Origin of the sequence: Streptomyces sp. Ag109_G2-15 (assembly GCF_900215565.1) — a bacterium.
Lineage (GTDB): Bacteria > Actinomycetota > Actinomycetes > Streptomycetales > Streptomycetaceae > Streptomyces > Streptomyces diastatochromogenes.
Map to the genome: position 1 here is coordinate 6438640 of NZ_OCNI01000001.1, position 13485 is coordinate 6452124.

15 protein-coding genes are annotated in these 13485 nt (G+C 71.0%); 5 read left to right on the plus strand and 10 right to left on the minus strand.

The genetic code is table 11. The features are described from left to right. Nucleotides 1-233: 233 nt before the first annotated feature. Together CRP49_RS48875 and CRP49_RS29070 are read left to right on the plus strand one after the other, a co-directional pair. Nucleotides 234-1190 (plus strand): hypothetical protein, encoded by a 957-nt coding sequence (locus tag CRP49_RS48875; protein WP_097256013.1) that lies wholly within the window; start codon nucleotides 234-236, stop codon nucleotides 1188-1190. Nucleotides 1191-1195: 5 nt separating this feature from the next. Further along, a complete protein-coding gene (locus tag CRP49_RS29070; RefSeq protein ID WP_097257589.1) occupies nucleotides 1196-1717 on the plus strand; it encodes an RDD family protein in 522 nt (173 codons plus the stop codon). A 17-nt stretch (nucleotides 1718-1734) separates the two neighbouring features. On the opposite strand, the gene CRP49_RS29075 is transcribed toward CRP49_RS29070, so the two are convergent. Next, entirely contained in the window at nucleotides 1735-3306 is a 1572-nt protein-coding gene (locus tag CRP49_RS29075; protein WP_097256014.1) for a cellulose binding domain-containing protein, read from the minus strand. Between the two features lie 210 nt (nucleotides 3307-3516). On the opposite strand from CRP49_RS29075, the gene CRP49_RS29080 reads away from it, so the two are divergent. Both CRP49_RS29080 and CRP49_RS29085 read left to right on the plus strand, forming a co-directional pair. Next, nucleotides 3517-3918: a DUF6153 family protein gene (locus CRP49_RS29080; protein ID WP_179851780.1), complete on the plus strand. Its 402-nt coding sequence runs from the start codon at nucleotides 3517-3519 to the stop codon at nucleotides 3916-3918. Nucleotides 3919-3997: 79 nt separating this feature from the next. Beyond that, the gene (locus CRP49_RS29085) at nucleotides 3998-4633 is read left to right on the plus strand and encodes a DUF305 domain-containing protein (protein ID WP_097256015.1); all 636 of its coding nucleotides are present in this window, start codon (nucleotides 3998-4000) and stop codon (nucleotides 4631-4633) included. 47 nt (nucleotides 4634-4680) lie between these two features. On the opposite strand, the gene rocD is transcribed toward CRP49_RS29085, so the two are convergent. The 8 genes from rocD to CRP49_RS29120 form a co-directional block, all read right to left on the minus strand. Beyond that, nucleotides 4681-5907, minus strand: a complete 1227-nt coding sequence (gene rocD, locus CRP49_RS29090; RefSeq protein ID WP_097256016.1) for an ornithine--oxo-acid transaminase — start codon at nucleotides 5905-5907, stop codon at nucleotides 4681-4683. Next, on the minus strand, nucleotides 5907-6716 hold the full coding sequence (gene ddaH / locus CRP49_RS29095) for a dimethylargininase (protein WP_097256017.1): 810 nt from the start codon (nucleotides 6714-6716) through the stop codon (nucleotides 5907-5909). The genes rocD and ddaH overlap by 1 nt, the downstream gene beginning before the upstream one ends. A 164-nt stretch (nucleotides 6717-6880) precedes the next feature. Then, nucleotides 6881-7366, minus strand: coding sequence for an Lrp/AsnC family transcriptional regulator (locus CRP49_RS29100; RefSeq protein WP_097256018.1), 486 nt, complete (start codon nucleotides 7364-7366; stop codon nucleotides 6881-6883). A gap of 37 nt (nucleotides 7367-7403) precedes the next feature. Next, entirely contained in the window at nucleotides 7404-7571 is a 168-nt protein-coding gene (locus CRP49_RS46015) for a hypothetical protein (protein WP_101372805.1), read from the minus strand. Nucleotides 7572-7642: 71 nt separating this feature from the next. After that, nucleotides 7643-8593, minus strand: a complete 951-nt coding sequence (locus CRP49_RS29105) for a cytochrome c oxidase assembly protein (protein ID WP_097256019.1) — start codon at nucleotides 8591-8593, stop codon at nucleotides 7643-7645. Nucleotides 8594-8711: 118 nt separating this feature from the next. Next, nucleotides 8712-9737, minus strand: a complete 1026-nt coding sequence (locus CRP49_RS29110; protein ID WP_094221450.1) for a 6-phosphofructokinase — start codon at nucleotides 9735-9737, stop codon at nucleotides 8712-8714. A 227-nt stretch (nucleotides 9738-9964) separates the two neighbouring features. Next, a complete protein-coding gene (locus CRP49_RS29115) occupies nucleotides 9965-10693 on the minus strand; it encodes a type 1 glutamine amidotransferase (RefSeq protein ID WP_097256020.1) in 729 nt (242 codons plus the stop codon). 20 nt (nucleotides 10694-10713) lie between these two features. Beyond that, entirely contained in the window at nucleotides 10714-11952 is a 1239-nt protein-coding gene (locus CRP49_RS29120) for a MurT ligase domain-containing protein (RefSeq protein WP_097256021.1), read from the minus strand. Nucleotides 11953-12103: 151 nt separating this feature from the next. On the opposite strand from CRP49_RS29120, the gene def reads away from it, so the two are divergent. After that, a complete protein-coding gene (def, locus tag CRP49_RS29125; protein WP_097256022.1) occupies nucleotides 12104-12658 on the plus strand; it encodes a peptide deformylase in 555 nt (184 codons plus the stop codon). Between the two features lie 81 nt (nucleotides 12659-12739). On the opposite strand, the gene CRP49_RS29130 is transcribed toward def, so the two are convergent. Then, nucleotides 12740-13384, minus strand: coding sequence for a TetR family transcriptional regulator (locus tag CRP49_RS29130; RefSeq protein ID WP_097256023.1), 645 nt, complete (start codon nucleotides 13382-13384; stop codon nucleotides 12740-12742). Nucleotides 13385-13485: the final 101 nt, after the last annotated feature.

The window sequence follows — 13485 nt, forward strand, 5'->3', positions numbered from 1 at the left end:
GACGAGCCGTTGTCGCCTGCCTCAGGAGCTGTCCCGGCTTCGGGCCTCGGCCTCGGCGATGGACTGGGCCTCGGCCTCGGCCAGGCCGATGGCCACGCCGATGGTGGACATGGTGGGACCGCCTTCCGGGGTCTGCCGTGTGGGCTCTCCTCACCGTAGGCGGCTGTCTGTCGCCCCTTCCTCACCCGATGCGGGTGAGGGCGGGCCGCGGCCCGGGATGGTCCGATGGCGGCATGACCAGGTCCGCGGGCGACTCGCCCTCCTCCGCGCCGACGGGCGGGGGCGGCGACGACGGCCTCGTGCGGCCCGTGCCCCAGGGGGTGACGCGGCTGGTCCTGGGCCTGGCCGATCTGGCGTCGCAGGCCGTGTCCGCAGCTCGTCCCGGGACTCCGCGCCCGGTGGGTACGCCGGCGCCCCTGGGCGACGCCCTGCTCGGATTCGCGCTGGAGGTGGAGCGGCGGTCGGTGTCCAGGGTCGTGGGCACGGCCGACCGGGCCGGGCGCTGGGCCCGCGCCGCGACCCGGCTGCTCGTGCCCTCGGCCGTGCTGGGTGCGGCGGACCGCCGCATCGCGTACTGGAGCGCGCGGGGAGCGGCGGAACGGGTGCGGTCGCGCAATCAGGCGGAGGACCTGGCGCGGGCGCTCGTCCGGGCGATGACGGCGGCCGTCGTGGACGAGCTCGACCTCGACGCCGTGGCCGACCGCCTCGACGTGGACCGCGTGGCCCGGCGCATCGACCTCGACGCTCTGCTGTCCCGGATCGACCTCGACGCGGTCCTCGCCCGCGTCGACCTGGACGCCGTACTGGCCCGTGTCGACGTCGACACGCTGCTGTCCCGGATCGACCTCGACGCCGTCATCGACCGGATCGACGTGGATGCGGTGGCGGAGCGGCTGGACGTGGACCGTGTCGCACGGCGCATCGACCTGGACGCGGTGCTGGCCCGGGTGGACCTGGTGACGTACACCGAGCAGGTGCTGGAGGAGCTGGACGTCGGGCGGATCGTCCGGGACACCGGGGGCAGCATGACGGCGGAGACGCTGGACGCGTTCCGTGAGCAGAACGCCCGCGCCGACCGGTTCGTGGACCGGTTCACCGAACGGCTGCTGCATCGCGCCGGATCCCCTCCGGGGCCGTCGGCCGGTGAGCCGCCGTCCGGAGCGCGACGCGAGGGGCCGGAGACGCCGTGACCTCGATGGCCCGTGCGCCCGGTCCGGCGGTCGTCCAAGGACTGCCGGCCGGGATCGTCACGCGTACCGTGGCTGCCGTCGTGGACGTCCTCGTCGTGCTCGGCGTGGTCGCGGTCGTTCAGTTCGGTTACGCGGCGCTGCGATATCTGCTGGTGGGGCCCCCGTTCTCGGCGCCGCAGCTCGGCCTGTGGGGCGCCACGGGATTCGGCACCGCGATCGCGGTCGCCTATCTCGCGGGCAGCTGGTGCACGGTCGGGCGCACCGCCGGTGACCAGATGATGGGCCTGCGGGTGACCGGCCGGTCCGGCGCCCGCCTCACCCTCGTGCCCGCCGTGCTGCGGGCCGTCCTGTACCTCCTCTTTCCGCTGGGACTGCTGTGGATCCCGGCCAGCAGGCGCCGGGCCTCCGTCCAGGACCTCCTGGTGGGCAGTGCCGTGGTGCACGACTGGTACGGCCGGTCGCGGCCCCACCTCGGTCCGGCCGGCTCGCCCGGTCCACCGGGTCATGGCGCGGGCGAGCGGCTGTAGGCGGCACCGAGGGCGCGTCAGCCCGTGTACGCCGCGAAGATCTTCGCGAACTCGTAGGGGGACTGCGGGACGTTGGTGCACTGGTACAGGGCGCCGGTGCAGGCGTTGCGGTCCCGGGTGGCCTCCCAGAAGGCCAGCTCCCCGAAGTGCTTGCCCTGGGCGAAGGAGACCAGCTGGCGGGCGTCGGACTGGTCGTAGACGTGGCCGTCGTCGTTCTGGCCGAGCATCGGCGTCACGCCGGTCATCGCCCAGATCTGGGCGTCGGTCCTGCCCGGATAGAGCGACTTCAGCTGGGTGAAGGTGCTCTGCGCGGCCTGGAGGGCGGCGTCGCCGTAGTCGACGCTCCGGTAGTAGTCCATGGCCATGATGTTCACGAGGTCGAGGTCGACGCCGGCGTCCCGCGCCGCCTTGACCACGTTCAGGCCGTCCGAGGTCAGGCCCTCCGGGAGCACGGGGAGCGTGAGGGAGATCCGCAGCCCGGGGTGGGCCTGCTGCAGACGGGCCAGGGCCTGGGAACGGCGGCTGATCGAGGCCGGGTCGGCGACGGCCGCGCCCTCGATGTCGAAGTCGACGTAGGTCAGGCTGTACGCGTTCACGACCGCGTTGTACTCGGCGTAGAGGGAGTCCACCGAGTCGCAGGCCTGGGCCAGTTCGATGCCGGACGCGCCGCCGAAGGAGACCTTCACGTCGCCGCCGTTCGCCCGGATCGCGTCGATCTGGTCCTTGGCCCAGCCGTCGCGCGGGTCATAGGCGTTGAACCACATGGCCTTGCAGCCGGAGGCGGTGATGAACGCCATGGTGTAGCTCTTGAGTCCGCTCGCCGAGGCCATGTCGGGCATGCTCGGGGTGGGCCACGCGCCCATGTCGAGGTACGGAGCGGTGTGCACGCCGCCGCCCGGCTGGGTGCCTCCGGAAGCGGTCGTACCGCTGACCGCCGCGCTGTAGGCGGAGACGTTGCCCGCGGCGTCCCGGGCCCGCACGCGGAACGAGTAACTGGTGCTCGCCTGCAGTCCGGTGGCGGTGTACGAGGTTCCGGTCAGCGTGACGGGCGTGCCGCCGTCGCGCGAGACCTCGTAGCCCGTGACGGATCCGGAGTCGTCCGTGGCGGCCGTCCACCGCACGGTCAGCGACGAGCTGGACGCGGAGCCCACGGTCACCCCGCCGGGCACGCTGGGCGGGGTCGTGTCGCCGCCCCCCGAACCACCCGTGCAGGGCGCGCCGTTGAGCCGGCAGTTGGCGGGCGTCCCCGTACCGTTCGACACCCACCCGAAGGTGGTGCTCGCGCCGGGCGCCAACGAGCCGTTGTACTCACGGTTCTTGAAGGTGTAGTGGCTGCCGCTCTGGGTGAGCAGCGCGTCCCAGTACGAGCCGACCGTGGTGCCGGAGGGCAGGTCGAACTCGACGGTCCAGGCGGACACGGTCGTACTGCCGCCGTTCGTGAGGGTGTAGGCGCCCTGGTAACCGCTGTCCCAGGTGGAGGTCTTGGCGAAGGACGCCGTGGGCGAGCCCGCGGCGAGTGCGGGCGGTGGGGACAGGAGCAGGAGGAGTGCGCCGAGGAACAGGGCGACGAGTGCGGATGGTCTTCGCATGTTGCTGCCTCCACAGGGGGGGAGCGCCGGGGTGACGCGCGAGGCTGCACGGGATTGGTCCATACCAAGTGATGGCATGTACATATCGATTGGATGGACCCTCGTCAAGAGGTCGACGCCGTCCGGGACCGGCCTCCCGGACCGAGGTGTGCGCCCGCATCGGCAGGGCCCCCGGCTCGCTCACCGCCCGCGACCCCTACGATGTCCCCGATGCACAGCACCGGACAGCACACCCAGCGACCGCCCCGGCGGCGGCTTCGCGCGCTGTTCGTGCTGGCGGTGCTGGCCGGGCTGTTGGGGATGCACGCCCTTGGGCCCGGTGGCGGCACGGGGCACGGGGAGCATGCCCGGGCCGCGCACACGATGGTCACGGTCATCGCCCACGACGACTGTCCCGAGGGTGCGGGGCACTGCGGCGGCCACCGGATGCACCACGCCGATCCCACCTGCGCGTCCGGCGCCGTGAACGGCGGTCCGCACCTGCCCGCGCTCGTACCCGACCCCCTGGCCGCCCCCGCACCGGCCACCGACGCGCGCGCGTGCGCGGTCACGGCGCCGGACGGGGCCCGTGCACCACCCTCCCTGGCGGAACTCCAACTCCTGCGGATCTAGAGGCCGCGACGACCGCATGCGCTGCGGTCGTCCTCCCACGCGTGCCCGAAGACACCTTTCGAACAGCAGGAGTTCCCGCATGACCACCCGTAACCTGACACGCCGTGCCGCACTCGTCGCGGTGACCGGTGTCGCCTCTGTCCTCCTCGCTGCCTGCGGCAGTGGCGCCGGCGGCGCCCACGCGGGCCACGGCACCTCGGCGAGCCTGAGCCCGAGCGCGTCCAGCACCGGAACGCCCCACAACGCACAGGACGTCGCCTTCGCACAGGGCATGATCCCGCACCACCAGCAGGCCCTGGAGATGGCGCGGCTCGCCGACGGCCGGGCTTCCTCGGCCCGGGTGAAGGACCTCGCCGCCCGCATCGAGAAGGCGCAGGACCCGGAGATCCGCACCATGACCGGCTGGCTGAAGGCCTGGGGCGAGCAGGTGCCGATGACCGGCATGGACCACTCGGGTCACACCGGCATGTCCGGGATGTCCGGGATGATGAGCGACGACGACATGGCCGCCCTCAAGAAGGCCACCGGCAAGGACTTCGACACGAAGTTCCTGTCCCTGATGGTCGAGCACCACCAGGGCGCCGTCGAGATGGCCACCACGGAGAAGAGCAAGGGCCGGTACGGCCCCGCCACGGGCATGGCCGACGACATCGTCGGCGCCCAGAACGCCGAGATCAAGGAAATGAAGCAGCTCCTCGGCAAGAGCGAGAGCTGACCGAGCGGGCAGGGGGCCGGACGAGTGCCCGGCCCCCTGCCCCCGTCTCAGCCGGCCGCGCCGAGCACCTTCTCCAGCGCGCCCAGCGCGGAGCCCAGTTCCTCGGCCGTGATGGTCAGCGGAGGCGCCAGCCGGATCGTGGAGCCGTGCGTGTCCTTGACCAGGACGCCCTCCCGCATGAGGCGCTCGCTGATCTGCCGGCCGGTGCCGATGGCCGGGTCGACGTCGACGCCCGCCCACAGCCCGCGCGCACGGAACCCGGTCACGCCCCGGCCGACCAGCTCGGCCAGGCCGCCGTGCAGGACCTGCCCCAACTCGGCCGCCCGGCGCTGGAACTCGCCGGTCTCCAGCAGCTCGACCACCGCCGTGCCGACCGCGGCCGCCAGCGGGTTGCCGCCGAACGTGGAGCCGTGCTCGCCCGGGTGCAGCACGCCCAGCACCTCGCGCCGGGCCACCACCGCCGACACCGGCACGATGCCGCCGCCCAGCGCCTTGCCGAGCAGCAGCACGTCCGGGACGACGCCCTCGTGCTCGACGGCGAGGGTACGACCGGTGCGGCCGAGGCCGGACTGGATCTCGTCCGCGATGAACAGGCAGCCCTTGCGGCGGGTCAGTTCGCGGACGCCGGCCAGGTAGCCCTCGTCCGGGATGACGACCCCGGCCTCGCCCTGGATGGGCTCGAGCAGCACCGCCGCCGTCGTCTCGTCGACCGCCTCCTCCAGCGCGGCCAGGTGGTTGTACGGCACGATCCGGAAGCCGGGCGTGAAGGGGCCGAAGCCGGCGCGGGCCGTCTCGTCCGTGGAGAAGCTGACGATCGTCGTCGTACGGCCGTGGAAGTTCTCCGCCGCGACGACGATCGTGGCCTGGTCGGCGGGGACGCCCTTCACGTCGTACGCCCACTTGCGGGCCACCTTGATGCCGCTCTCCACCGCCTCGGCGCCGGTGTTCATCGGCAGCACCATGTCCAGGCCGGTCAGCTCGGCGAGCCGCTCGGCGAACTCGGCGAGCCGGTCGTTGTGGAAGGCGCGGGAGGTGAGGGTGAGCCGGTCGAGCTGGCGGTGCGCGGCCTCGATGAGCGCCGGGTGCCGGTGGCCGAAGTTGAGGGCCGAGTAGCCGGCCAGCATGTCGAGGTACCTGCGGCCCTCGACGTCCTCCACCCAGGTGCCCTCGGCCCGGGCGACGACCACGGGCAGGGGGTGGTAGTTGTGCGCGAGGACCGGCTCCTCCGCCTTGATCAGGTCGTCGGACGTGCGCTCGTGCGCGGGTGCGGTCATCAGCGGATCTCCTGGGTGCAGCACTTGATGCCACCGCCGGCTTTGTGGAACTCCGACAGGTCGACGGGGACGGGGACGTAACCGTGGTCGGCCAGGCGCTCGGCCAGTGCCTCGGCCTTGGGGGCGATGAAGACGTGCCGGCCGTCGGACACGGAGTTCAGGCCGAACGCCATCGCGTCGTCGCGGGTGGCGAGCACCGCGTCCGGGTAGAGGCGCTTGAGCACCTCCCGGCTGCCGGGGGAGAAGGCCTCCGGGTAATAGACGATGTTGTCGTCGTCGAGCACGAACAGCGCCGTGTCCAGGTGGTAGAAGTACGGGTCCACCAGCGTCAGGCCGATCACCGGGTGGCCGAGGAACTCCTGCGCCTCGCGGTGGGCCTCACGGGTGGTGCGGAACCCGGTGCCGGCCAGCACGTACCGGCCCGTCCACACCAGGTCGCCCTCGCCCTCGGTCACCGACTCGGGGCGGTAGACGTCGTAGCCGGCCGACTTGAACCAGGTGTCGTAGTGGACCGACTCGGGGCGCCGCTCCGGCGCGTGGAACAGAGAGCCGAAGACCCGGCCGCCGACCACGAACGCCGCGTTGGCGGCGAACACCATGTCGGGCAGGCCCGGGACCGGTTCGACCGCCTCGACGGCGTGGCCGTGGGAGCGGTAGGCGCGGATCAGCTCCTGCCACTGCTCCTGGGCCAGATCCACGTCGACGGGCGTGTCGGGATGCATCCAGGGATTGATCGCGTACTGCACGGCGAAGTGTCTGGGTTCGCAGACAAGGAAGCGCCGGGCGCGCGGCACACGACTTTCGGCCACAGAGGGTTTCCTCCGCTTTCCTGTGTGTCACTGAGGGGTGGCACCACGGTAGAAAGCAATGGAGGCGCGCGACAAGAAACGAAAGCTGCGTGCATGCGCAGCATCGCTGCGTTCTCACCAGGGAGAACGCACGAGAACTGCGCGTGTCGGGGTTTACGCCGCGATCACTCGGGTGCGGCGTGGGTGGCGCCCGCTTCCGGGCTTTCCGGGAGGAGGTGGGACAGCACCATCACGCTGATCGTCTTCCGGATGAACGGTTCAGCGCGGATCCGCTCCAGCACCTCCTCGAAGTGCTCCACGTCCCGCGCCCGTACGTGCAGCAGCGCGTCCGCGCCGCCGGTCACCGTCATGGCCGCGGTGATCTCCGGGTGGTTGCGCACCACCTCCGCCAGGCGCCGCGGCGGGGCCGCTCCCTCGCAGTACACCTCGACGTACGCCTCGGTCCGCCAGCCGAGCGCCGACGGCTGCACGGTCGCCGTGAACCCGGTGATCACACCGGTCTCCCGCAGTCGGTCCACGCGCCGTTTGACCGCGGTGGACGACAGCCCGATCGCCGCGCCGATCTCGGCGAAGCTGGTCCTGGCGTTCGTCATCAGCGCGGTGATGATCTTCCGGTCGAGGTCGTCGAAGGAGGCAGTCCTGCTGTTCATGCGGGCACTGTAATCAGCCACGCCCGCGACGAGCGTCCTACGACTGGGTGACGACCATGGCGAGCGTCAGCAGCCCCAGCACCACCCATCCGAACCACAGCCAGCCGTTGCTGCCGAGCGCGACCGTGTAGGCCGTCACGACGACGAGCCCGCCGACGGTCATCGCCCCCATCGCCTTGGTGGAACCGTTCGTGGAACCGGGCATCGCGACACCCTCCTCATGGTCCGTTCCTGACCATGGTGCCCCGAACACCGCCCGAACGGCATACCGCGGACTCAGCTCTCCCGCGCGTTGAGCGAGGCCAGATAGGCGTTGTACGCCTCCAGCTCCTTGTCGCCGTCCCGGTCGGCGGCCCGGTCCTTGCGCTTCGCCTGCCGCTGCTCGGAGCCGTACCACTGGAACAGCAGCGCGATCAGCACCAGCACGGACGGGATCTCGCTGAACGCCCAGGCGATACCGCCGGCCGCGTTCTGGTCGGAGAGCGCGTCGATGCCGAGCGAGGCGGGCGGGTTCTTGAACGTCTCCACCATCGGCTCCGACGCCATCATCAGCGCGATGCCGAAGAACGCGTGGAACGGCATGCCCGCGAACAGCTCCAGCATCCGCATCAGGTGGTTCGGCCGGTGGGGCCCGGGGTCCACGCCGATGATCGGCCAGAAGAACACCACACCCACGGCGAGGAAGTGCACCATCATCGCGATGTGCCCGGCCCTCGACCCCATCAGGAAGTCGAACAGCGGCGTGAAGTACAGCGCGTACAGGCTCGCGATGAACAGCGGGATCGTGAACACCGGGTGGGTGATGACCCGCATGTACCGGCTGTGCAGCAGCGCCAGCAGCAGCTCACGCGGCCCCTTGCGGCCCTTGCCGGCCACCGGCAGCGCGCGCAGCGCCAGCGTGACCGGGGCGCCCAGCAGGATCAGGATCGGCGACAGCATGCTGATCACCATGTGCTGCACCATGTGCACGCTGAACATGACCATGCCGTAGTCGTTCAGCTTGGTGCACATCACCAGCGCGATGGTCAGCACACCGACGACGTACGACACCGTACGGGCGACGGGCCACGCGTCCCCACGCCGCCGCAGCCGCACCACACCCCAGCCGTACAGAGCCAACCCGGTCAGACAGGCGACCAGAAAGAACGGATCCGCCGACCACTGGAGGCCCCGCCCCAGCGTGAACGGCGGCAAGTCCATCATCATGCCGTGCCCGCTGTGATCCATCCGGCGGCTCCTGATTCGTGGGGGTTGTACGCGTCTGTCCGCCCCCAAGACTAGAACCGCCCCCGGTCACGGCTGTGACCGGGGGCGGGTTGTTCTCAGGCGAACTGCGGCAGGTGAACTACAGCACGCACTCCGCCTCGTCGTACCGCTCCGCGGGAACCGTCTTCAGCGTCTCCACGGCCTCGGCCAGCGACACCATCACGATGTCGGTCCCGCGCAGCGCGGTCATCATCCCGAACTCCCCGCGGTGCACGGCCTCCACCGCGTGCCAGCCGAATCGCGTGGCCAGCACCCGGTCGTAGGCCGTGGGCGTCCCGCCCCGCTGCACATGCCCCAGGATCACCGGCCGCGCCTCCTTGCCGAGCCGCTGCTCCAGCTCGATCGACAGCTGCCGGGCGATCCCCGCGAAGCGCTCGTGACCGTAGATGTCCTTGCCGCCCTCGTCGAACTCCATGGAGCCGGGCCGCGGCTTGGCCCCCTCCGCGGCGACCACGATGGCGAACCGCTTGCCCGCCTCGAACCGCTCACCGACCCGCGCGGCCAACTCCTCGATGTCGAAGGGCCGTTCCGGTACGACGACGGCGTGGGCGCCGGCCGCCATGCCGGAGTGCAGGGCGATCCAGCCGGTGTGCCGGCCCATGACCTCCACGACCAGCACGCGCTGGTGGGACTCGGCGGTGGTCTTCAGCCGGTCCAGGGCCTCCGTCGCCACTCCGACGGCCGTGTCGAAGCCGAACGTGACGTCCGTGACGGCGATGTCGTTGTCGATGGTCTTCGGGACACCGACGACGGGCAGACCGTTGTCCGACATCAGCCGGGCCGCCTTCAGCGTGCCCTCACCGCCGATCGGGATGATCGCGTCGAGGCCCAGTTCCTCGACATGGCCCTTGGCCCGCTCCACACCGTCCCGCAGATGCGAGGGCTGGACCCGGGAGGAGCCGAGGATGGTGCCGCCGCGGGCCAGGATGCCGCCCACGGCGTCGAGGTCGAGCTTCATGTAGTCGCATTCCAGGAGGCCTTTCCAGCCGTCCCGGAAACCGATGACCTCGTCGCCGTGGTCGGCGACGGCACGGTGCACGACGGACCGGATGACGGCGTTCAGGCCGGGGCAGTCGCCGCCGGACGTGAGGACACCAATGCGCATAGCCCGAAATACCTTCTCAACGTGGGCCGGGAAACCGGACCACGTCGTCCGGCGGATTCCCGGCCACCCTACCGGCGTGAGGGGGTGGCTCCGTAGCGGGCGTCCGCCTGCTGGACGCCCCCGCACATGTGAGCGGACGGCTCGTCAGGCGGGCCCGCTACGAGCCTGCCGGAACCCGCTGAAAAGTCCCTGACGTGACGCTTACGCCGGCTGCTGCGCAGCAGTACCTACGCAGGCTGCTGCGCAGCCGCGATGCGCTCGTTGCGGAGCGCGTCGTACCAGCGGTCGTCGATCGGCGGCAGCGCGTTGACGTCGAGCGCCAGCTTCAGCAGCAGGTCGGCGATGAGCGGGTTGCGGGCCAGCACCGGGCCGTGCATGTACGTACCGAAGACCGTCCCGTTGTACGCGCCCTCCGTGCCGTCCCCGGTGCCGTTGCCCCGGCCCAGGCGGACCTGGGCGAAGGGGCGGGCGGTGGGGCCGAGGTGGGTGACGCCCTGGTGGTTCTCGAAGCCGGTCAGCTGGGGCAGGCCGAGCTGCGGGTCGATGTCCGCGAGGACGTCGCCGACGCACCGCTCGCCCTCGCCGCGCACCGAGACCACGTCGAGCAGGCCGAGGCCCGGCTCGCGCTGGCCGAGGTCGTTGATGAACTCGTGGCCGAGGATCTGGTAGCCGGCGCAGACGGAGAAGACGATCGCGCCGTTCTCCACCGCCCGGTGCAGATGACCGTCGCGCCGCAGCCGCTCGGCCGCGAGGCGCTGCGGCCGGTCCTCGCCGCCGCCGATCAGGTAGATGTCGCCGGAGGTCGGGATCGGCTGGTCGCTGCGCACGTCCAGCCGGGCCACGTCCAGGCCGCGCTGCCGCGCCCGGCGCTCCACGACGAGCGCGTTGCCCTGGTCGCCGTAGGTGCTCAGCAGGTCCGGGTAGATCCACACCAGCCGCAGTTGGTTGTCGCTCATGAGGTGATCGCCCTTCCTGATCAGTTGCCGACGCGGCGGCGCAGGTCCTGGAACGCGGTGTAGTTCGCGATGACCTCGATGCGTCCCGGCGGCGCCATCTGGACGGCCTGGTCGAGGTTGTCGCAGACCTGGAAGTGCTGGTTGGCGACCTCCAGACGGACGGCGAGGTCCAGCTTCCGGTCGCCGATGACGAAGATCGGGTGGCCGGTCAGCCGCGTGTAGTCGACGTCCCACAGCCAGGAGGTGTCGGTGCCGTCGGCGCCGCGCGCGTTCACGGACAGGATCACCGGGGTGGGCGGCGGGTCGATCAGGGAGAACGTCTCCAGCCAGCCGGCCGGGTTCTTCGCCAGCAGCAGCCGCAGGTCGCGGCCCTCGAACTGGACGACGTCGTACCGTCCGGCGACCGCCTGCACCTGGTACATCCGCTCCAGGGCGACCTGAGGCGGCACCCCGAAGACGGCGGCGACGGCCGCGGAGCTGGCCGCGTTGGCCTTGTTGGCGCGTCCCGGCAGCTGGAGGTGGATCGGCCAGGCGGACCCGTGCGGATCCAGCACATGGTCCCCGGACAGCGCCCAGGTGGGCGTCGGCCGGCGGAAGCCGCACTCGCCGCAGAACCAGTCGTCACCGGGGCGCTGCATCACGCCACCGCACGACGGGCAGGACCAGGCGTCGTCCTTCCACATCTGCCCGGCTGCGACCCAGATCACATTCGGGGACGAGGAGGCGGCCCACACGACCAGCGGGTCGTCGCAGTTGGCGACGACGACGGCCTTGGACCCGGCCAGACCCTCGCGCCAGTTCTCGGCGAGCATCCGGGTCTCGGCCGCGCGGTCCAGCTGGTCGCGCGAGAGGTTGAGCAGTGCGATGCACTTCGGGTCGGTGTCGCGGGCGACGCCGGCCAGGTACTTCTCGTCGACCTCGATGACGCCGAACTTGGCCTCCGAGCCTCCGGCCAGCGCCGAGGTGATGCCGGCCGGCATGTTCGCGCCGAGCGCGTTCGAGACGACCTGACCCGCGGCCCGCAGGGCCTCCGCGATCAGCCGGGTGGTCGTGGTCTTGCCGTTGGTCGCCGAGACCAGGACGACGTCCAGGTTCTGGGCGAGCCGGGCGAGGAGGTCGGGGTCGAGTTTGAGCGCGACCCGGCCACCGATCACCGATCCGCTGCCGCGTCCCGCGGCCCGCGACGCCGCTGCGACCGCCTTGCCCGCGGTCACGGCCAGCTTGGCCCGCGGCGTGAGCGGGTCCGAGTTGCCTGCCATCAGTTCTCGATCCTCCTTGCGTACGCGCCGCGCCTGGGGCCATCCGGCAACGTGGTGTGGACCTCAGCCTATCGAGATCCATTCGCACACCCGAATCCCGGCCCATGCCAGTGCGGCGGGCATGAGCTGAAGGAACCGTACCCTTGCCGCCATGCGACACGGCTCGATCCCGGGCGCCCGCGGGCGCGTCCGGCCTCTTTCCCTCCTCCCCGACCCCGTCCTGCACGCACCCTGCGGGGACGTCACGGACTTCGGCCCCGAACTGGCCGCACTCGTGGAGGACTTGTTCGCGACCATGTACGCGGCCCAGGGGGTGGGCCTGGCCGCGAACCAGATCGGGGTGCCGCTACGGGTGTTCGTGTACGACTGCCCCGACGACGAGGACGTGCGACATCTCGGACATATCGTGAACCCGCGCCTGGTGGAGGCGGACGGTGTGGTGATCCGGGGCCCGGAGGGCTGCCTGTCCCTGCCGGGGCTGGAAGCAGGGACGGAGCGTTACGACCACACGGTGGTCGAAGGTTTCACGGTGACGGGGGAGCCGGTCACCGTGCATGGCACAGGATTCTTCGCCAGGTGCTTGCAGCACGAGTGCGACCACTTGGAGGGCACGGTGTACGCCGACCACTTGACGGGTTGGCGCCACCGCAGGTTGATGAGACAAATCTCCCGATCTTCATGGCACCGCGGAAGTGGTCCCACCTGAGGGGCGCGGGGCTGTGTTCCCTTTGCGGCTCCGCCGCGGGGTGCGCTCAGCCCCCACTCACCCGCGCCCGAAACGCAACCGTCAGAACCCGGGACCGCCTATTTTGTCCCCAGCTGCTGCAAGGCGTCCCCACAAAAGATCCGCAAGCGACCGCACCAATTCAGCCCGGGAGCACGGCCGCTCACCCAGCCACCAGTCCCCCGCCGCATGCATCATCCCGACGATCCCATGCCCCCACACCCGAGCCAGCTGCTGACTCCCGGGCCCGAGATCCAGCCGGTCCTCGATGACCTGAGCCAGTTCCTCGCCCATGCGCCGAAGCAGCGGGGCCGAATGCTTGCCGACATCGAAGCCCTGGTCGCCGCCGGTGCTTCCCTCCGCCGGATGCATGAGGAACCGATACACCTGAGGTCGTGCCTCGATCGCCGCGAGATAGGTGTCCAACGTGGACTCCACGCGCTCCCGCCGCTCGGCCGGGGCGTCCAGCGCGGCCCGCAGTGAATCCAGCAGAGCGTCCGTGTGCCGCTTGGCCAAGGCCGCGTAAAGCCCGCCCTTGTCGCCGAAGTGGCGATAAAGGATCGGCTTGGTGATGCCGGCCTCCGCGGCGATGGCGTTCATCGAGGCCTGCGGACCGTCACGCAGGACCACTCTGTCCGCGGCCTCCAGCAGCTCGCGCCGTCGGCGGTCGGCGGACCGTTGCTGATCGGTCCGCTGCGTGGTGTCCATGTGCTCTCCCCACCCGTGCTGATTCGGTGACGCCTGCGCAAACTAACACTGTCCACGGCCCTGACATCGAACGGGATGCCGACGCGTCATCGGGAGTTGAC